Source organism: Cupriavidus sp. IK-TO18, from assembly GCF_015549295.1.
Lineage (GTDB): Bacteria > Pseudomonadota > Gammaproteobacteria > Burkholderiales > Burkholderiaceae > Cupriavidus > Cupriavidus oxalaticus_A.
In genome coordinates this window covers 67,454-87,586 of sequence record NZ_JADGMP010000029.1, presented here as the reverse complement: position 1 = coordinate 87,586, position 20,133 = coordinate 67,454, and the positions used below count along the sequence as shown (strand labels likewise).

General features: G+C 67.8%; 14 protein-coding genes and 1 pseudogene. 7 read left to right on the top strand and 8 right to left on the bottom strand.

What is annotated here, in order from left to right; all coding sequences use genetic code 11:
* Positions 1-59 precede the first annotated feature (59 nt).
* Positions 60-1,403, top strand: a complete 1,344-nt coding sequence (locus tag IPF36_RS20860; RefSeq protein WP_195429948.1) for an aspartate aminotransferase family protein — start codon at positions 60-62, stop codon at positions 1,401-1,403.
* 152 nt (positions 1,404-1,555) lie between these two features.
* Here the strand turns inward: IPF36_RS20860 and IPF36_RS20855 are convergent, their stop codons facing one another.
* The 5 genes and pseudogenes from IPF36_RS20855 to IPF36_RS20835 all read right to left on the bottom strand — a co-directional run bounded on the left by IPF36_RS20855 (position 1,556) and on the right by IPF36_RS20835 (position 6,387).
* Complete coding sequence (locus IPF36_RS20855) at positions 1,556-2,659, bottom strand: methyl-accepting chemotaxis protein (RefSeq protein ID WP_195429946.1); 1,104 nt, start codon at positions 2,657-2,659, stop codon at positions 1,556-1,558.
* 168 nt (positions 2,660-2,827) lie between these two features.
* Complete coding sequence (locus IPF36_RS20850; RefSeq protein ID WP_240745834.1) at positions 2,828-3,529, bottom strand: anaerobic ribonucleoside-triphosphate reductase activating protein; 702 nt, start codon at positions 3,527-3,529, stop codon at positions 2,828-2,830.
* 25 nt (positions 3,530-3,554) lie between these two features.
* Entirely contained in the window at positions 3,555-3,728 is a 174-nt protein-coding gene (nrdD, locus tag IPF36_RS20845) for an anaerobic ribonucleoside-triphosphate reductase (protein WP_135703134.1), read from the bottom strand.
* Positions 3,725-5,449 (bottom strand): annotated as a pseudogene (locus IPF36_RS20840) (ribonucleoside triphosphate reductase); the annotation flags it as partial. The pseudogene IPF36_RS20840 and the gene nrdD, both read right to left, overlap by 4 nt.
* A 317-nt stretch (positions 5,450-5,766) precedes the next feature.
* Positions 5,767-6,387 carry a flavodoxin family protein gene (locus IPF36_RS20835; RefSeq protein ID WP_133095830.1) on the bottom strand — a complete coding sequence of 207 codons (621 nt, stop codon included), beginning with the start codon at positions 6,385-6,387 and terminating at the stop codon, positions 5,767-5,769.
* 305 nt (positions 6,388-6,692) lie between these two features.
* On the opposite strand from IPF36_RS20835, the gene IPF36_RS20830 reads away from it, so the two are divergent.
* Together IPF36_RS20830 and mdtD are read left to right on the top strand one after the other, a co-directional pair.
* The gene (locus tag IPF36_RS20830) at positions 6,693-8,879 is read left to right on the top strand and encodes a TonB-dependent receptor (RefSeq protein ID WP_195429944.1); all 2,187 of its coding nucleotides are present in this window, start codon (positions 6,693-6,695) and stop codon (positions 8,877-8,879) included.
* 181 nt (positions 8,880-9,060) lie between these two features.
* Positions 9,061-10,497, top strand: a complete 1,437-nt coding sequence (gene mdtD, locus IPF36_RS20825; RefSeq protein WP_195429942.1) for a multidrug transporter subunit MdtD — start codon at positions 9,061-9,063, stop codon at positions 10,495-10,497.
* A 565-nt stretch (positions 10,498-11,062) separates the two neighbouring features.
* Here mdtD and IPF36_RS20820 read toward each other — a convergent pair.
* Complete coding sequence (locus IPF36_RS20820) at positions 11,063-13,000, bottom strand: ligand-gated channel protein (protein WP_255519870.1); 1,938 nt, start codon at positions 12,998-13,000, stop codon at positions 11,063-11,065.
* Between the two features lie 300 nt (positions 13,001-13,300).
* Between IPF36_RS20820 and IPF36_RS20815 the strand changes: the two genes are divergently transcribed.
* The 4 genes from IPF36_RS20815 (at position 13,301) to treF (ending at position 16,294) form a co-directional block, all read left to right on the top strand.
* A complete protein-coding gene (locus IPF36_RS20815) occupies positions 13,301-14,020 on the top strand; it encodes a response regulator transcription factor (protein WP_255519859.1) in 720 nt (239 codons plus the stop codon).
* Positions 14,017-14,253, top strand: a complete 237-nt coding sequence (locus IPF36_RS34790) for a hypothetical protein (protein ID WP_255519878.1) — start codon at positions 14,017-14,019, stop codon at positions 14,251-14,253. The genes IPF36_RS20815 and IPF36_RS34790 overlap by 4 nt, the downstream gene beginning before the upstream one ends.
* A complete protein-coding gene (locus IPF36_RS34785) occupies positions 14,250-14,402 on the top strand; it encodes a hypothetical protein (protein ID WP_255519877.1) in 153 nt (50 codons plus the stop codon). Before IPF36_RS34790 ends, IPF36_RS34785 begins: the two co-directional genes overlap by 4 nt.
* 149 nt (positions 14,403-14,551) lie before the next feature.
* Positions 14,552-16,294, top strand: coding sequence for an alpha,alpha-trehalase TreF (treF, locus tag IPF36_RS20805; RefSeq protein WP_135703128.1), 1,743 nt, complete (start codon positions 14,552-14,554; stop codon positions 16,292-16,294).
* A gap of 136 nt (positions 16,295-16,430) precedes the next feature.
* On the opposite strand, the gene IPF36_RS20800 is transcribed toward treF, so the two are convergent.
* Positions 16,431-18,065: an AMP-binding protein gene (locus IPF36_RS20800; RefSeq protein ID WP_135703127.1), complete on the bottom strand. Its 1,635-nt coding sequence runs from the start codon at positions 18,063-18,065 to the stop codon at positions 16,431-16,433.
* A gap of 57 nt (positions 18,066-18,122) precedes the next feature.
* Positions 18,123-20,102, bottom strand: coding sequence for an alkyl/aryl-sulfatase (locus IPF36_RS20795; RefSeq protein WP_195429930.1), 1,980 nt, complete (start codon positions 20,100-20,102; stop codon positions 18,123-18,125).
* Positions 20,103-20,133: the final 31 nt, after the last annotated feature.

Genomic DNA, 20,133 nt, shown 5'->3' with positions numbered 1-20,133 from the left:
ATGCGTGTCGCCCGTGCCGCGCAGCCGTAGCGTCCGGCCATTGCCACCACCACGCCATCATGACCCACGTATTCCATCGCAATCCGCGTCAGAAACTGCCCGTCGCCGTTGCCGGGCAGGGGATCGAACTGATCGACAGCGAAGGCAAGCGCTACCTCGATGCCTCCGGCGGCGCCGCCGTATCGTGCCTCGGGCACGCGCACCCGCGTGTGATCGAGGCGATCAAGTCGCAGCTCGACACCATTGCCTACGCGCATACCTCGTTCTTCACCACCGAGGTGTCGGAAACGCTGGCCGAAACGCTGGCGCACGCCGCGCCCGGAGATCTCGACCATGTGTATTTCGTCTCGGGCGGCTCCGAAGCCGTGGAATCGGCGCTGAAGCTGGCGCGCCAGTATTTCGTCGAGGTGGGCCAACCGGGCCGCCGCCATTTCATCGCGCGCCGTCAGAGCTACCACGGCAACACGCTCGGCGCGCTGGCGATCGGCGGCAATGCCTGGCGGCGCGAGCCGTTCCTGCCGCTGCTGGTGCCGGCGCATCACGTCTCGCCGTGCTACGCCTATCGCGACCAGCAGGCTGGCGAGACCGACGCGCAGTACGCACAGCGGCTCGCCGACGAGCTCGAAGCGAAGATCCTGGAACTGGGGCCGGACACCGTCGCCGCTTTCGTCGCCGAGACGGTGGTCGGCGCCACCGCCGGCGCGGTGCCGCCGGTGGGCGACTACCTGAAGCGCATCCGCGCCGTGTGCGACAAGTACGGCGTGCTGCTGATCCTGGACGAAGTGATGTCCGGCATGGGCCGCACCGGCCACCTGTTCGCGTGCGAAGAGGATGGCGTGGTGCCGGATATCGTCACCATTGCCAAGGGCCTCGGGGCCGGCTACCAGCCGATCGGGGCGATGCTGTCGACGCGCCGCATCTATGACGCCATCGTCGGCGGCAGCGGCTTCTTCCAGCACGGCCATACCTACATCGGGCATGCCACCGCCTGTGCAGCGGCGCTGGCGGTGCAGCGCATGATTGCCGAAGACAGGCTGCTGGCCAATGTGCTGGCCCGCGGCGAGCAATTGCGCGCGCGGCTGCGCGAAGCACTGGGCGACCATCCCAACCTGGGCGACGTGCGCGGACGCGGGCTATTTGTCGGCGTGGAGTTTGTCGCGGACCGCGACAGCAAGGCGACGCTCGATCCCACGCTGAAGACGCATGCGCGACTCAAGTCTGCGGCGATGCAGAACGGGTTGCTGGTCTATCCGATGGGTGGCACGGTGGACGGCGTGCGTGGCGACCACGTGTTGTTTGCGCCGCCGTTTATCAGTACGGAGCAGGATATCGACAATATCGTGGGGCGCTTTGCAGCGGCGGTGCGGGCTGTGCTGCCGGCGGGGGTAGTTGCTGCAGTGTAGGGCGTGGGCGCGCGAGCGCTGCCTCGCCATCAAGTGCGGTGGTGCGCCGGCGCGCTAATACGCAAGCCTCCACCGCTGGCGAAGGCTCCCCTCTCCCGCGAAGTGGGAGAGGGGAGCAAACCATCGGTAGGGATGCGTTGTCGCAGCCCCGCTCAAGCCTCCAGCTTGAACTCCCCCACCACCTGCTGCAACTCCGTAGCCTGCCCCGCCAGCGCACTCGAAGCACTGGCCGCCTGCTCCACCAGTGCGGCGTTCTGCTGCGTCACGCTGTCCATCTGCGCCACCGCTTCATTCACCTGCGCGATCCCCGCGCTCTGCTGTTCCGACGCCACGGTGATCTCGCCCAGCAGCGCCGTGACGCGGCTGACTGACTGCACGATTTCATGCATGGTCTCGCCCGCCTGCCCGACCAGCGCCGAGCCGCTGTCCACCTGCTGCACCGAGGCGTCGATCAGCTGCTTGATCTCCTTGGCCGCCGCGGCGCTGCGTTGCGCCAGCGTGCGCACCTCGCCCGCCACCACGGCGAAGCCGCGGCCCTGCTCGCCGGCGCGCGCGGCTTCCACCGCGGCGTTTAGCGCGAGGATGTTGGTCTGGAAGGCAATGCCTTCGATCACTTCGATGATGTCGGTGACCTTGCGCGAACTGGCGCTGATCGCCGACATGGTCTGGACCACGTGGCCGACCACCTCGCCGCCGCGCTCGGCGATGCCGGATGCGGCTTCCGCGAGGCCGTTGGCCGCGCGTGCGCGTTCGGTGTTCTGGCGCACCATCGCCGTCAGCTCGCCCATGCTGGCCGCGGTCTGCTGCAGCGAGGCGGCCTGTTCCTCGGTGCGCTGCGACAGGTCGGTATTGCCGGCGGCGATCTGGTGCGAGGCCGCGCCGATGGAATCGGTGGCGGCCTTGATGCGCGTCACCAGGTCGGTGAGCATGTCTTCCATCTCGCCCAGCCCGCCCAGCAGCCGGCCGAATTCGCCGCCGCGCTCGGTCTCGAAGTCCTGGCTCAGGTCGCCGGCGGCCACTGTCTCGGCGATGTAGACCGCTTCGGCCAGCGGCGCCTCGATGCTGCGCGCCAGGGCCCAGGTGGCCGCCACCGCCACGCCCAATCCGGCCACGCCAAGCGCCACCAGCAGGTTGCGCGCGTTGCCGTCGGCGGCGCCCTGCATGCGCGGCAGTGCGATCGCGATGCCGACCGCCGCCAGTGACCACATGGCGCCGAACGCCGCGCCGAGCTTCATCCGTATTCCCAGGTTCTGCATGTCTCCTCCGTTCCCCCGCTGTCCAAGTCGGCTGTCATGGCGCCTCGCCGGTGCCGGTTCGCCGGCACGCACGCTTGACGCCTCAACCTACTGTTATCGACGGCGGAAGGCGGGGCTTTAGGGAATTTTTTGCGGACGGGGGCCAAAGGCACCGCCGGGCGGCACGGCTCACCCTTCGCGGTAGCAGAACGTCTCGAACGACGACGCCAGCGCCGCGCGCCCCGGCGCGCTCAACGATGCGCCAGGCACCGCCACCGTGCCCGTCCGGCAGGCCTGCACGGCATAGTGGCGCACGCCATGCGCGGCCAGCGAGCGTGCCAGCGCCAGCAAGCGCGGCTCGCTGAGGCAGGCGGGATCCCACGTTGTCCGGCATTCGAACGGGACGCCGGCGCCGATCAGCAGCGCCAGGCTGGCCTGCACGCGCGCCAGGCCGCCGGGCCGTCCAACCAGCGCATCGTGGCCGGCGGCGTCCGCCTTGATATCCAGCCCGACCCAGTCCAGCAGTGGCAACAGTGCGGCGAGACGGCGCGGGTAGATGCCGGCGGTATGTAGCCCCACCTTGAAACCGAGCGCGCGCACCGCCGCGGCCAGGTCCGGCAGGCGCGCTTCGCTGAGCGGCTCGCCGCCGGAAAACACTACGCCGTCGAGCAGCCCGGCGCGGGTCTTCAGCCAGTCCAGCACTGCAGGCCAGGCATAGGCCGCATGGCGCCGCTGCAGGTGGGCGTTGTGGCAATAGCCGCAGCGCCACGGGCAGCCGGCGATAAACAGCACCGCCGCCAGCTGGCCGGGCCAGTCCACGCTGGAGAATGGCACCAGGCCGGCGAGCGCCGGCCCGCCCAGCAATGACGCGGTGGCCGCCGGCGCGGGCACCGGTATGGCCGTGAGGCAGGGGCTGTCAGCGACAGGCGCTTTCGGTGAAGAAAAGCCGCTCATTGAACTCCCCCTGCTTGCCGGTGTTGAAGGACGTCACGGGCCGGTGATAGCCCATCACCCGGGTCCAGACCTCGCAGCGGGTACGCAGGGCGGGATCGAGGGCCGGCGTGGCTGGCTGGCGCGATTCGGTATTCATGAGAGCTCCTCTTCAGGTTGGGTTTGCGGCGCGCTCGCCGCGGCTGGGGCGCGTGCCAGCAACTCGGCATCGCACCGGGGACAGAACTCGTGGCGCCCGCTCAGGTAGCCGTGCTTCGGGCAGATCGAGAACGTGGGCGTGACGGTGAGGTACGGCACGCGGAAGCGCGACAGCGCGCGCCGGACCAGCGCCTTGCAGGCCTGTGCGCCGGACAGGGCTTCGTTCATGTACAGGTGCAGCACGGTGCCGCCGGTGTACTTGCCTTGCAGCGCCTCCTGCATCGACAGCGCGGTGAACGGATCGTCGGTATAGCCGGCCGGCAACTGGCTGGAATTGGTGTAGTAGGGCTGCTCGGCGGTGCCGGCCTGCAGGATGTCGGGCCAGCGCTTGCGGTCTTCACGCGCAAAGCGGTAGGTGGTGCCTTCGGCCGGCGTTGCCTCCAGGTTGTAAAGGTGGCCGGTCGCCTCCTGGAACTCGCCGATGCGCGCGCGCACATGATCGAGCAGCCGCAATGCCATGGCATGCCCGCCCGGCGTCGTGATGTCGTCGGCGTCGCCGGAGAAATTCCGGATCATTTCGTTGATGCCGTTGACGCCGAGCGTGCTGAAGTGGTTGCGCAGCGTGCCGAGGTAGCGGCGCGTATAGGGATACAGCCCCGCGTCGATGTAGTGCTGCACCACGCGGCGCTTGTCTTCGAGCACGTCTCGGCCCAGCGCCAGCAGGCGGTCCAGTGCTGCCGTCAGCCCGGCCTCGTCGCCCGCGTGCAGGTAGCCCAGGCGCGCGCAGTTGACGGTGACCACGCCGACCGAGCCGGTCTGCTCGGCCGAGCCGAACAGGCCGTTGCCGCGCTTGAGCAGTTCGCGCAGGTCCAGCTGCAGGCGGCAGCACATGGAGCGGACCATGTGCGGCTCCAGGTCGGAATTGATGAAATTCTGGAAGTAGGGCAGCCCGTAGCGCGCCGTCATCTCGAACAGCGGCTCGGCATTGGCATGGTCCCAGTCGAAGTCCGGCGTGATGTTGTAGGTGGGGATCGGGAAAGTGAAGGCGCGCCCGCGCGCATCGCCCTGCATCATCACCTCGATGTAGGCGCGGTTGATCATGTCCATCTCCGGCTGCAGGTCGCCGTAGGTGAACGGCATTTCCTCGCCGGCGATATACGGCACCTGGCCGGCCAGGTCCTGCGGGCAGGTCCAGTCGAAGGTGAGGTTGGTGAACGGCGTCTGCGTGCCCCAGCGGCTTGGCACGTTCAGGTTGAATACAAGCTCCTGCATCGCCTGGCGTACCGCGCGGTAGTCCATGCGGTCGTGCCGCACGAACGGCGCCATGTAGGTATCGAAGCTGGAAAATGCCTGCGCGCCGGCCCACTCGTTCTGCAGCGTGCCGAGGAAGTTGACGATCTGGCCGACGGCGGCCGACATATGCCTGGGCGGGTTGGCCTCGACCTTGCCCGGCACGCCGTTGAAGCCTTCCGCCAGCAACTGGCGCAGCGACCAGCCGGCGCAGTAGCCGGACAGCATGTCGAGGTCATGGATATGCAGGTCGCCGTCGCGGTGCGCCTGCCCGGATTCAGGGCTGAAGATTTGCGACAGCCAGTAGTTGGCCGTGACCTTGCCGGCGACGTTGAGGATCAGTCCGCCCAGGCTATAGCCCTGGTTGGCGTTGGCGCGCACGCGCCAGTCGCGCTGGGCCAGGTATTCCTCCATGGCGCTGGCCACGTCGACCTGGCCGCCGGGCTGGGCCGGCGGCAGCGTGCCGGCTTGCTGTGCGTCGCGCATGTTTACCCCTTTATGTAGTGTGTGACGCACAGGTTAGCACTACATATAGTGGTCATGAGCTGCCGGAGTCATGTGTTCTGCGTCTAGGTTGACGGCTGTCAACCGACATAACCGGCGCCTGGCTGGCTGGGGCAGCGCTTGCGCGCGCGCAAAGCCATATTTCCGGGCGGGGCATTCCCGCTGCGGTGCAACGCACGTCTCCCAAAACGCAAACCGGCCCCGAAGGGCCGGCAGGCAGTTCACGCGCGAGGCGTGGTGAGGGGTCAGGCGGCCTGCTTCAGTTCCGCCAGCGCGCGCCGGCCTGCCACCAGTTGTTGCGCCACTTCAGCGACGCGCGCACCGAGGTGCTCGGCGGTGCGCAGGTCCGCCAGCGGCGGCACCACGTCGGCGCTTTCATCGGCGTTGGACTGCGCGGCGGCGCCGAGGAAGAAGCCATGGCGGTTCAGCGAGTCCTCGGTCGACTTGGAGTTGTTGTGGCCCGGGGGCAGGCCCAGGTTGACCCAGTGCATGCCGTGCTGTGCCGCGAAAATGGCGATCTGCTGCAGCGTTGCCAGCTTGTCGCCCGAACGCGAGGCGGCGTTGGTGAAGCCGGCCGCGACCTTGTTGGCCCACTTGCCGCCCTTGGCGAAGACGTTGCGCGAGGTGGCGTCCATGAAGCCCTTGAACTGCGCCGAGGCGCTGCCCATGTAGGTCGGCGCACCGAAGATGATGGCGTCGACCTGCTCCAGCGTGTCCCAGTGCTGGTCGATGTCTTCCACCGGAATCAGCAGGCTTTCGGCACCCGCCACGCTGCCGGCGCCGCGGGCGACGGCCTGGGCCTGCTTGGCGGTGTGGCCGTAGCCGCTGTGGTAGACGATGGCGACGCGGGTAGGTTGGGTATGCATGGTGTCTAGTCCCTTGATTTTAAAAATCTGAATGACCGTTTGCTGCGCTGCGCTGTGGCGTGTCTGCCTTTTAGTATCGCGCGTTGTGTCGGCCGGTGAAGAGAGTTTAGGCACGCGGTTACCCCTGCGTGAGGCCATTCATTAAACAAATTATTGAAATATTTTGAAGTTTCGATCGTGCCGCGCTGGACGATCGTCCACGCAGCGCTATCCCGGGTTTTCCCCGCAGCGGCGGCCATGGAAAAGCGCCCCGGGACGCGATAAAGTTGCGGCACCACCACTTGTGGCCCACGCCCCCGACCATCATGAGACCAGGCGGCACGCAGCCTTCGTCGGTCTTGCATCAGCGCCGTCCCTGCCTCCGCGTGCTGGTGCCCAGGGCATTGGCGCTAGCAGCCTTGCTGCTCACATGCGCCGGCGTGCGCGCCGCAGATGCGCCGGACAGCGCGGTGGCCGCCGCCACCGGCGAAACCCTCTCCGACATCGTGGTCACCGCCACCCGCAGCGAGCAGCGCCGCTTCGACGCGCCCGCCGCGGTAGACAGCGTGCCGGTCGATCCGCTGCGCAGCGCCACGCCGCTGGTCAATCTGTCCGAAGTGCTGGCGGGTGTGCCGGGCGTGGCCGTGCGCGACCGGCAGAACTATTCGCAGGACCTGCAACTGGCGGTGCGCGGCTTCGGCACGCGTTCCACATTCGGCGTGCGCGGCGTTCGGCTCTATGTCGACGGCATCCCCGCGACCATGCCGGACGGGCAGGGCCAGGCCTCCACCGCCGACCTGCCCAACGCCGGCCGGGTCGAGGTGCTGCGCGGCCCGTTTGCGCAGATGTACGGCAATGCCTCGGGCGGCGTGGTGCAGGTGTTTACGCCCGACCCGCCCAAGGACGGCTTTACCGCGCGCGCGTCGACCGGCTTCGGCTCGGACGGCCAGTGGCAGGCCGGGGTGGCGCTGGCCGGCGGCAACGAGCGCCTGGGCGGCTCGCTCGATGCCTGGACCTACCAGACCGACGGCTACCGCGACCATTCGGCGGCGCGCCGCTACCAGCTCAATGCACGCGTGGTGGCGCAGCCGGCCAGCGGCACGCGCGTGACCGGCCAGTTCAACTACTTCAACCAGCCGCTGGCGCAGGATCCGCTCGGGCTGACGCGCGCGCAGGCCGATGCCAACCCGCGCCAGGCGGTGCCGGCGGCGACCCAGTTTGACACCGGCAAGAACGTCGAGCAGGCGCAGGCGGGCGTGGTGGCGGAGCACCAGCTGACCGACCTCGACAGCCTCTCCGGGCGTCTCTACGGCGGCACCCGCAACCTGTACCAGCGGCTCGGCTTCAGCGGCGCCGCGCCGACGTCGTCTGGCGGCATCGTCGACCTGGATCGCATCTTTGGCGGCGGTGCGCTGTCCTGGAGCCGGCGCACTACCGCCAACAGCCTGCCGCTGCGGTGGACTGCCGGGGTGGAAGCCAACGGCATGCGCGACGGCCGCAACGGCTATGTCAACCAGGATGGCAGCCAGGGCGCGCTGCGGCGCGACGAGACCAATACCGCGACCGACCTGGGCGCCTTCGCGCAGGTCGACTGGACCTTCCACCCCGCCTGGCAGGTGGTCGGCGGCGTGCGTGCCAGCCGCGTGCGGCTCGGCATCGACGACCAGTTCATCACCGCGGCCAGCCCGGACGACAGCGGCACCGCCACCTACAGCAACGTCAGCCCGGTGCTGGGACTGGTGTGGCATGCGCTCGATACCCTGAACGTCTACGCCAACCTCGGGCGCGGTTTCGAGACGCCGACGCTGACCGAGATCGCCTATGGCCCCGGCGGGGTCGGCAGCAACCTTGGCCTGCGCGCCTCGACCAGCCGCCAGGGCGAGATCGGCATCAAGTGGCAGGCTGACGGGCAGCGGCTGGAGGCCGCGCTGTTCGATGCCGACAGCCACGACGAAGTGGTGCCGCAATCGAACAACGCGGGCCGCACCGTCTACCAGAACGTCAACGGCGTGCGCCGGCGCGGCTTCGAGCTGGGCTGGCGCGGCGGCTTCCTGGGGCAGGTCGGCACGCCGGGGCAGGGCGGCGGCAGCCGCGTCGAGGCCGGGCTGGCCTATACCTGGCTCGATGCCTATTTCGGCGATGCCTTCGTCAACGCGCAGGGCCAGACCGTGGCCGCGGGCAACCGGCTGCCCGGCACCGCGCGCCACAGCCTCAGCGCAGAGGTGGCCTGGCGGCCGCTGGCGCCGCTCACGCTCGGCGCCGAGATGCGCGTCGACAGCCGCGTCTATGCCGACGATCTCAACACGCAGGCCGCGCCCGGCTACGCGGTCTTCAACCTGCGCGCGGGCTATGAGTTCCGCATCGGCCCGACTCGCGCCTACCTGTTCGGCCGCATCGACAACGTGACCGACCGGCGCTATATCGGCTCGGTGATCGTCAACGAGGCCAACGGGCGTTACTTCGAGCCGGCACCGGGCCGGCGCTTCTTCATCGGGCTGCGCGCGGCCTTGTAGGCTCGGCACGCGTCGGGCGGTCGTGCACCGGTTTCGCTGACTGCCTGTTGATTGCCTGTTGATTGCCTGTTGCGCCATTGCCCTTTAAGGTGTTGGCTTTGGCTGCGTCCGCCTGCATGCCCAACCAGTCATTGCCGGCGGCAGCGCGCGCCAGACCGGAGTTTGCGTAATGACCGCGCCCATGCCAGACCTTCCCGTCGTGCCGTCGCCGGACGACCGTACCCGCCGCATCATGCTGTGGGTCGTGGCGGTCGGCTTCTTCATGCAGACGCTGGACTCGACCATCGTCAACACCGCCTTGCCGTCGATGGCGCGCAGCCTCGGCGAGAGCCCGCTGCGGATGCAGTCCGTGGTGATCGCCTACTCGCTGACCATGGCGGTGATCATCCCGGCCTCGGGCTGGCTCGCCGACCGCTTCGGCACGCGCACCATCTTCCAGACCGCGATCGGCCTGTTCGTGGCCGGCTCGCTGCTGTGCGCGTACGCGCCCACGCTCAACTTCCTGGTCGGCGCACGCGTGGTACAGGGCGTGGGGGGCGCCATGCTGCTGCCGGTCGGACGGCTCTCGGTGCTGCGCACCTTCCCGCGCGAACAGTACCTGCAGGCGCTGAGCTTCGTTGCCATCCCGGGCATGATCGGTCCGCTGATCGGACCCACGCTGGGCGGCTGGCTGACGCAGGCGCTGTCGTGGCACTGGATCTTCCTGATCAACGTGCCCGTCGGCCTGCTCGGCGCGATCGCCACGATCCGGTATATGCCGAACGCAAAGCTGTCCGGCATCGGCCGCTTCGACATCGCTGGCTACCTGCTGCTGGCCATCGCCATGCTGGCGCTGTCATTTTCCCTCGACGGCCTGGCCGGCCTCGGCTTCCAGCACGCCACCGTGCTGTTGCTGCTGATCGCCAGCATGGCCGCGCTGACCGCCTACGGCCTGCATGCCAACCGCCGCAAGCAGCCGCTGTTCCCGCTGCGCCTGTTCCGCATCCACAGCTTCAGCGTCGGCCTGCTGGGCAACCTGTTCGCCCGCATCGGCAATGGCTCGATGCCGTTCCTGATCCCCCTGACGCTTCAGGTCAGCCTGGGCTATTCCCCTTTCGACGCAGGCCTGATGATGCTGCCCGTCACCGCCGCCGGCATGGCCTCCAAGCGGCTCGCCACGCGGCTGATCCAGCGCCACGGCTATCGCCGCGTGCTGGTCTCCAATACTTTCGTGGTCGGCCTGGTGATGGCCGCCTTCGCGCTGATCACGCCGCAACTGCCGCTATGGCTGCTGATCCCCTTGCTGGCCGTGTTCGGCATGGTCAATTCGATCCAGTTCACGGCGATGAATACCGTGACGCTCAAGGACCTGAGCGGCGCCGGCGCCAGCAGCGGCAACAGCATGCTGTCGATGGTGCAGATGCTGTCGATGAGCCTGGCGGTGACGTCGGCGGGCGCGTTGCTGGCGACGTTCCAGAATCGGTTTGGCGGGGACACGGCTGCGGTGTTGCCGGCGTTTCATACCACCTTTGTCTGCATGGGGCTGATCACTTGTGCGTCGGCGTGGATCTTCATGCAGCTGGGGAGGCAGGAGGCGGCGCCGGCGTTGCCGGTCAGGCATGGGGAGAAGGAGGTGTGAGGGCAGTTGGAGGACCGGCGTTGGGAGCCGGCCTCGGGTCAGGCGGGCCAGCAGTTCTGCATGTGCTGGGACGCTGCCGACGAGGTCGTCGCGGCCCGGCGACAGGTCGAGCGTCGGTGCCAGCTGCGCCAGCGCGTCGTACCTGGCGGCGGAGCGGCCACCGACCACGATCAGCTGCGGGGCCAGGGCGCGGATCGCCGCCAGGTCGGGCTCACTCACCGGGCCCAGCCGGGCGTAGCGCGCATCCTGGTACATCGTGAGCTTGCCGGGGAACTGGCCTTCGGGCACGCCGGCGACCGGGACCTGCAGCACACGCAGCGTGTCGAGCGTGGCCTGTCGAAGACGGCAATGCGCGCGGGATGGTCGGGTACTTCAGTGGTGCCTTTAGCATGCTTCACCGTCATTGCCAGCGCAGGCAAGGCGGGGGCGAGCAGGGCCGCGGCACCGGCGGCGAGCAGGCGGCGCCTGCCCGGTTGGAATCGGTTCATCAGAGTCCCTGGTTGAATGCACAGCAACGCCCGGGATCCTGCAACCAGGACCACCGGGCCGTTGACAAGCCGAAAGATCAGAACTTGACCGATACGCTCATCCAGTAGCGCCGGCCATCCTCGACATAGCCGTAATCGGTGTAGTTCACCTGCTTGTCGAAAAGGTTGTAGATGCCGGCGAACACCGACACGTGCTTGGTCACCGCGTAAGTCGCCCCAAGGTCGACGAACGTGTACGACGGCGCCACCACGGTGCTGGACGACGGCCCGGTGATCGGCTGGCTTTCCTTGCCGCGATAGTTGACGCGCGCCCAGCCGTTGAGCTTCCCGGTCGGGCGCCAGTTCAGCGTGGCGACGAACAGGTGCATCGGCAGCTGGTTCAGCGGCTGGCCGGCGTACTGTCCGCTCTTCTGTTCCGACTTGGTGTACGTGTAGCTGCCGGTCAGCGACAAGGTGCGCGCGATCGGCCAGCGCAGGCTGGCTTCCACGCCGCGCGAGTAGGCGCTGTCCACGTTCATGTACGTGGTCGGGTTGGCGCCGAACCGGTTCGCGCCATCGGTGCACTGCGTGTTCGGGCAGGCGACGCGCGTGATCTTGTCCTTGAAGTCATTGTTGAACAGTGTCACGCCGGCCTGCAGGCCATTGCCCTGGTCATACAGCAGGCCGAGTTCCTGCGACAGCATGGTCTCGGGCTTCAGGTCCGGATTGCCATACATATTGCCGCCGCGGCTGGTCTGGCCCCAGCCGGCCACGGTCTGGCGCAGGTCCGGCGCGCGGAAGCCGGTGGAAACGCCGCCCTTGACGGTCCAGCGCTCGGCCGGCTGCCACACGCCGTACAGGCGCGGGCTGTAGTGCTGGCCGAAGTTCTCGTCATAGTCCATGCGCGCGCCGCCGGTCAGCGCGAAGCTTTGCGACAGGCGCCATTCGTCCTCGGCGAAAAGCGCCCACTGGTAGCGGTCAACCTTTTCCGGGCCGTTGGCGATCTGGTTGCCGGTCTGGTCGTGCAGGCGCTGGCTCAGGTACTCGGCGCCGACCGACAGCATGTGGTTGCCCAGCGGCATGGCCCAGCTGGTGCGCAGGTCCAGGTTCCTGATCTTCATCTGGCGGCTGCGGTTGTCGAACTCCTCCTGCTGGATATAGCTGTTGGAGACGCCGAAGCCCCAGCGGCCGGTATGCGACAGCGCGAACTTCTCGCTGCGGTAGTCGGCCTCGGACGAGGTCGGGCAGCCGGTGCGCGGACAGCTGGCGCCGGGCGCGACCGGCGGCACGGTCTTGCCGACGGTCTCGTTGCGCAGCTGGCGCATGGTGGTGGCTTCCAGCACGATGTCGTGGTCGCGCGTGGGCGTGAGCGCCAGCTTGGCGGTCAGGCTCTCGGCGCGGCGGCCGCGAAAGCCGTTGTCAATATCGTCTTCCTGGCGATGGTAGCTCTGGCCGTACAGTTGCAGGCCGAGCAGGTCGTTCTTGAGCGGGCCGGCGAGGTAGAAATTGCCCTGGTAGATGTCGCCGGAGTCGCTGTTCTGCTGCAGCGTGGCGTCGCCGCGCAGTTCGCCGGTCCATGTCCTGGGTACCTTGCGCGTGATGATGTTGACTACGCCGCCCATGGCATCCGAGCCATACAGCGACGACATCGGCCCGCGCACCACCTCGACGCGTTCGATCGCCGACAGCGGTGGCGTCCAGCTGCTTTCAACCCCGGACGAGTCGGAGTTGGTGCGCGTCTCGCGCGAGCTCTGGCGCTTGCCGTCGATCAGGATCTGGGTGTACTTGGGACCCATGCCGCGCAGGCTGATGTCGGTGGTGTCGCCGCCGCCGCTGATGATGACGCCGGGCACTTCCACGAGCGCGTCGTTGAGGTCGCGATAGGCCTTGTTTTCAAGCTCATCGCGCGTGACCACGCTGATCGACGCGGGTGCGTCGCGGATGTCCTGCGCGCTGCCGGCGGCGGTGACCACCACCGTGGGCAGGTTCTTCGCTTCGGCGTCCGGCTGGCCTGACTGCGCCCAGGCTCCTGTCATTCCCGTCATGCCGGAAGCCGCGCAAAGCGCCGCCACGATCCGGCCCCACGATCCTGCGCTCATTGCCGTCGAACCTGCCGACGTACCTGCCGGCGTGTTTGCCGCCACGGTGTGCCCCATGGCTTGCCTGTCCTTCATTATTTTCCCCGTACAATGTAAATAACAATCATTCTCATATTAGAATTCGCGATACAAAGTGCTTACCAGCCACTTTGGATAGGTTTTGTTTTCTTGACGTTTCTTGACGGAACCCGGGCGCGCGGCAGCATCAAACGCCGTCACCGGGAAGGCTGGATACAGATGTGCTTCAACATGGGCGCCGCGCGCGTGCTGCTGATCGACGACGACATCGAGCTTGCGCAGATGCTGCGCGAATACCTCGAACCCGATCACTGCACGGTCACGCTGGCGCACACCCGCGAGCAGGGCGAAGTCCTGCTCGCGCGCAACGACCATGATGTGGCGCTGCTCGACCTGATGCTGCCGGACGGCAACGGGCTGGACCTGCTCAGGCAGCACCGCAGCCGCTCGCAGCGGCCGGTGATCATGTTCACCGCGCATGGCGATGAAACCGACCGCGTGCTGGGCCTGGAGCTCGGCGCCGACGACTACCTAAGCAAGCCATTCAGCCCGCGCGAGCTGAAGGCGCGCATCCACGCCGTGCTGCGCCGTTTCCGCACGGGCGTGGAGGCTGCGCAGCCGGAGCAGGACACCTGGCTGCAGGCCGGCACGCTGCGTCTGAATCTGGCTACGGGCGTTGCCATGCACGGCAACATCCAGGCGATGCTGACCGGAGCAGAACAGCGCGTGCTCGAAATCCTGCTGCGCTCCGCGGGCCGCGTGGTCGAGCGCGCAGAGATTGGCCAGTTTGCGCTGGGCCGCGCGCCCGAGCGCTTCGACCGCAGCATCGACACCCATATCAGCGCACTGAGGCGCAAGCTGGCGATCGAGGGCACGGCCCCGCCGCTGCTGATCCGCAACCTGCGCGGCCGCGGCTACATGCTGGTGCAGTCGCCATGACTCCGTGGCGCCGCGTGCGTGCGCTGTTCCCGCTGCCGCTGTTCTGGCGCAATTTTCTGACGTTCTGGCTGGGCGTGGCTGCCATTGTCGGCATCGGCATGGCGCTGACCGCCGCGGTGGAGTGGTTCAACGGCGGCCGCGGCGTGCCTGACGATGCACTGCCGAGCCTGTTCGAGCCCTTTTTCCGCGTACGCAGCGGCGCCGGGCATCCGGCGGCGCGGGACTGGGGTTGAGCATCGCGCAGGCGGCGATCGCCGCGCATGGCGGTGCCGTCACCGCGCACAATGCTGCACCGCATGGCCTCGCGGTGCGGATCTGTCTGCCGTGCCATGTCGTGCAGGCACCGGAAGACGCAGTTGCCGACCTCGCCGCACTACACTGAATCCACACCTTGACGGGCGAACTTCGCTGCGCCTGGCCGCTCCTGCCATCATGCGCCGGCGGCGTACAGGATGCCGGCATCAACGCGAGAAGGCGCCAAGGCTTCGGCCGTCATGAATACGTCAGTGACCGGCAGCCTGCACTGGACCTATGCACAACAATGACGACCGCCGCGCCGCAAGCGCGGGCGCCTACACGGTGCCGCGCACTGACCCGGCCACGCCCGATGGCGCCGGGGCGGTCTCCGGCGCCGTCGCCGCGCCGGCCAAGGTCCACGCGGTGGCTCATCCGCCGCTGGCCGCGCATCGCGAATGCCCGCAGCCACATGCCCTGGCGAGCTGTCCGCAGGCCGACACGCTGTCGCCGGCGGTGCGCTACGGCGAACTGTTCGTCGATGTCCAGCACAGCGGCCTGTTCGCCGACAGCAAGACCTTTCCTGATTGCATTCCCGGCTGCGACCCCGAGTGGATCGTCGCGCGCTATCGCCAGACACGCGTCGAGCCTGGCTTCTGCCTGGCCGACTTCGTGCAGGCCCACTTCACCCGCGCGATCGTGCCGGACAGCCACTATGTCTCCGATCCCGCCAATACGCTGCGCGAACATATCGACGGCCTGTGGCCGGTGCTGACGCGCGAGCCGGGCGCGCATCCGCCGCTGTCGTCGCTGCTGCCGCTGCCGCATCGCTACGTGGTGCCTGGCGGGCGCTTCGGCGAGCTGTACTACTGGGATTCCTATTTCACCATGGTGGGGCTGTCGGCAAGCGGGCGCGGCGACCTGCTGCTGGAAATGGCGCGCAATTTCGCCTACCTGATCGACACCTACGGGCTGGTGCCAAACGGTACGCGCAACTATTATCTGAGCCGCTCGCAGCCGCCCGTATTCGCGCTGATGGTCGACCTGCTCGAGCGCGAACAGGTCGCCAGCGCGCGCGACTTCGTGCCGCAGCTTCGGCGCGAGTACGACTTCTGGATGGACGGTGCCCAGGCCCTGCGTCCGGGCTGCGCGCACCGGCGCGCGCTGTGCCTGCCCGACGGCGCCGTGCTTAACCGCTACTGGGACGACCGGCCTTGCCCGCGCGAGGAAGCTTTCCTGGAAGACGTGCAGACCGCCGAGCGCAGCGGCCGGCCGCACCACCTGGTGTTTCGCGACCTGCGCGCCGCCGCCGAATCGGGCTGGGATTTCAGCTCCCGCTGGCTCGAGCTGCCGCTTGCGGGGCAACCCGCCGATCTCGCCACTATTCGCACTACAGCGGTCCTGCCGGTCGACCTCAACGCGTTGTTGTGGCACCTAGAAACGCGCCTGGCCGAATTGTGCGACCAGGCCGGCGATGCCGATGCCGACCGCTTCCTTGCCGCCGCGCGCCGGCGCGAAGCCGCCATCCGCCAATACATGTGGGACGACGCAGCCGGCATCTTCGTCGACTACGACTGGTGCTGCGGATCGCCGCGACCATGCCTGACAGCGGCGACGATGATGCCGCTATACCTCGGCCTTGCACGGACGGAAGAAGCCGGCGGCGTTGCCAGTGCTGTGGCTGCACGCCTGATGGATTCAGGAGGACTGGCCACCACCGAACTCACCTCCGGCCAGCAGTGGGACCATCCCAACGGCTGGGCGCCATTGCAATGGCTCGCGGTGCGCGGACTGACGCGCTACGGCCATGAAGGCTTGGCGCGCGACATCGCGCAGCGCTGGCTCGCCACGATCGCCGGTGTCTATGCCCGGGAATGCAAGCTGGTGGAGAAATACCGGATCGAGGCCACCGGCGAGCGTGCCAGGGGTGGCGGAGGCGGCGAGTATCCGCTGCAGGACGGGTTCGGCTGGACCAACGGCGTTGCCAGTGCGTTGATGGCGTTGTATGGCGATCTGCCGGCGATGTGCCTGAACGTCTAGCCTGGCTCGATCCCGTCGACAGCGCGTGGTCATGGACGGCCCGCCCGAGGTTGGGCGGGCCGTCCTTTCCCGGAGGCGAGCCGGCGGTGGAAGGGTTCTGGTACCTGACGCGGTTGGCGTTGCTTGCAAACTGGCTTCACGCCCGGGGCCGCAGCTCCCGTCGCAACACCTTGCCTACTGTCGACTTCGGCAGTGCCTCGACGAATTCGAAGGATTTCGGCACCTTGTATCCGGTCAGTTGCCCGCGGCAATGCGCCTGCAATGCCGCTGCATCCAGCGTCGCGCCGGCGGCCATCACCACGTAGACTTTCAGTGCTTCGCCGGAGTGGCCGTCGCTGATACCCACGCACGCGCATTCGATCACGCCGGGACAGTCGCTGACCACGGCCTCGATCTCGTTGGGGAACACGTTGAATCCGGAGACGATCACCATGTCCTTCTTGCGGTCGACGATCTTCAGGTAGCCCTGTTCGGTCAGCATGCCGATGTCGCCGGTACGGAAGTAGCCATCGGCGGTGAACGCATCGGCGTTGGCGCCTGGCTTGTTCCAGTAGCCGCGCATGACCTGCGGCCCCTTGACGCAGACTTCGCCCGCCGCGCCGGGCGGCACGTCACGGTCGTCGTCGCCCAGCAGCCGGATATCGGTGGACGGCAGCGGCAGGCCGGTGGTGCCGTTGAAGGCTTCGGCCGTCGGTGGATTGAAGCTGACGATCGGGCTAGTCTCTGACAGGCCATAGCCCTCGCGGATGAAGACACCCGTCAGCGCCTTCCACCGCTGCGAGGTGGCCGGCACGATGGCCGCGCCGCCGCCCGCGGCCAGGCGCAGCGACGAGAAGTCGACCTCGCCGATGCGCGGGTGCGCAACCAGGCCGGCGTAGAGCGTGTTGACCCCGGTCAGCACGGTGCAGCGCGAGGCCTTGAGCACGTCGATGAAGGCATCCATGTCGCGCGGGTTCGGCACCAGCCAGTTGCGCGCCCCGACCGTGAAGAAGGTGATGAAGTTCACCATCAGCGCGAAGATGTGATACAGCGGGATCGCGGTCACGACCACTTCCTTGCCGTCGACCAGGTTGTCCGTCACCATCGCCTTGAACTGCGCCACGTTGGCGACGAGGTTGCGGTGCGACAGCGCCGCGCCCTTTGACACGCCGGTGGTGCCGCCGGTGTATTGCAGGAAGATCAGGTCGTTGCCTTCGATTTCCACGGCCTGCAGCGGCAGCGCACGACCCTGGGCGACGGCTGCGTCGAAGGCGATTGCCTGCGCCAGCCGGGGATCGACCGGCGGCGACGGCAACGCCGCCCCGGTGCCGTCGCCGGGTCCGGCGGTGACGATGGTCCTGAGCGGGGTCCGCGCCATCACTTCTGCGACGGTGGCACTGATGCCGCTGTAGGCCACCAGGATCTCGACCCCCGCGTCGTTGAGCTGATGCTCGAGCTCGCGCGCCGTGTACATCGGGTTGATGTTGACCTGCACCGCACCGATGCGCGCGATCGCGATCAGGGCGATCGGGAAGGCGATGAGGTTGGGCAGCATCACGCCGATGCGGTCCCCCTTGCGCACGCCGAGTTCGGACTGCAGATAGGCGGCGAAGTCGCGCGACTGCGCGTCGAGACCGGCGTAGCTGACGGTCTGCCCGAGGCAGGTGAAGGCGGGCCGGTCGGCATGCTGGCGCAGCGCGGTATCCAGCAGTGCGGTCAGAGAACGGGGCGTGTCCGCATCGATCTCGGCGGGGATGTCGCCATAGCTGGCGAGCCAGGGTTTCGTGGTCATGGTGCCTTGGTCAAGCAGGGTTTGAAAGCGGAGAAAGTCGCGCGCCGTCGGCGGGTATCACGGCGCCACGATCTCGAATTGCGGGTCGAACTTGTCGAGCATGCCGAACAGCGTCTGCAGCGCGGCGGGATCGCCGTCAAGCTTTGCTTGCCCGGCAGCCGTTGCCGCCTGCAGCGTGGTCTGGCCAAGCAGCGCGCCGACCAGCACTGCGCGCGGCGCGGTCAGCGTGACCTGTGCGTCGGCGTGCTGGCGTTCCGCGCGATACATGAAGACCGAGTTGTCGACGGACAGGGCGTATCGCTTGCCGGTGTCGGGCTGGACCCAGTTGATCTTCACCAGCTTGCCGGCCGCGCGTTCGCTGTTCAGGCGCACGGCGAGGAAGTCCAGGAACATGGTGTCGGTCATCGCGCGGACCATGTCGGGACTGGCGGTCTGCGTGGACTGCGTCTTCGGCACGCCGTTGCGCAGCTCGTAGGCGCCCACCAGGTAGGCGCTGCGCCAGGCTGCGGATTCGGCCTGGTAGCCCATCTGCTCGAGCGCGTCGGCCAGCAGCTTGCGTGCCGCCTGGTTCTTCGGATCGGCGAAGACCACATGCTTGACCACCTCGGCCACCCAGCGGTAGTCGCCTTGCGCGTACGAGGCGCGCGCCTGCTCCAGCGCCTTGTCGGCGCCGCCCATGAATCGCACGTAGCGCTGCGCGGACTGCTCGGGCGGCAGCGGGTGCAGGTCGGCCGGATTGCCGCTGTACCAGCCGAGATAGCGCTGGTAGATGGCCTTGGCATTGTGGTTCACGGTGCCGTAGTAGTCGCGCAGGTCCCACTGGCTGGCCAGCGACGGCGGCAGCTTCACCATTTCCGCGATCTCGGTCATGGTGTAGCCCTGGTTGGCCAGCCGCAGCGACTGGTCATGGATGTACTTGTAGCCGTCGCGCTGCTTGCCCAGGTACGCGAGGATGTTCTGCTGGCCCCACATCGGCCAGTGATGCTGGGCAAAGACCACTTCGGTGCGATGCCCGTAGCGGTCTGCGGTCTCGTCCAGCGCGCGCCACCACTGGTTGGCGTCGCGCACCTGCGCGCCGCGGATGGTGTAGAGGTTATGCAGCGTGTGGGTGGCGTCCTCTGCAGCGCACAGGGCCTTCAACTGCGGGAAGTACATCAGCATCTCGGCCGGCGCCTCGGTGCCGGGAGCCATCTGGAATTCGATCTGCACGCCGTCGATGGTGCGGGTCTCGCCGGTCTTGCCGACCAGGTCGGTGGGCGGGATCAGCGTGACGGTGCCGAGCGACACCGTCTTGCCCAGCCCCGCGTCGACCTGCCCGCGCGGCCCCTTAGGCAGCAGCGGCCCATACATGTACTGCGCGCGCCGGCTCATGGCGTTGCCGGCGTAGATGTTCTCGCTGACGGCTTCTTCCATGAAGCCTTCGGGGGCAATAATCCTGACGCGGCCGGCCTTGACGTCGTCTTCGCTGACCACGCCCTTGACGCCGCCGAAGTGGTCGGCGTGGCTGTGGGTATAGATCACCGCGACGACCGGCTTCTTCGGGCGGTGCTTGTAGTACAGGTCGAGCGCGGCGCGCGCGGTTTCGGCGGTGAGCAGCGGGTCGATGATGATGAGGCCGGTGTCGCCTTCCACCACGGTCATGTTGGACAGGTCGAAGCCGCGCACCTGGTAGATGCGCTCGGTCACGCGGTACAGGCCATGGTGCAGGTTGAGCTGCGCCTGGCGCCACAGGCTCGGATTGACCGAGGCCGGCGCGGCGTCGTCCTTCAGGAAGGCGTAGGCGTCTAGGTTCCAGACGACGCGGCCGCTGGCGTCGCGGATCTCGCCGCGCTCGATAGTGCCGATAAAGCCGCGGCGCGCGTCCTCGAAATCCTGCCGGTTGGCGAAGGGCAGGTGCTTCAGCACCTCGGCGTTGGCCTGGCGCGTGGCCGCGGTGGCATCGCCCGGAGCTACCGGCGCTACGCCGGCGACGGCGGGCAGCGGCAGCAGCAGGGCGCACGCGATGGAGATCGCGGAAGCGGCGGACTTGCGAAGCATAAAGTCTCCAGTGTTGCTTGGTAGGGTCGTT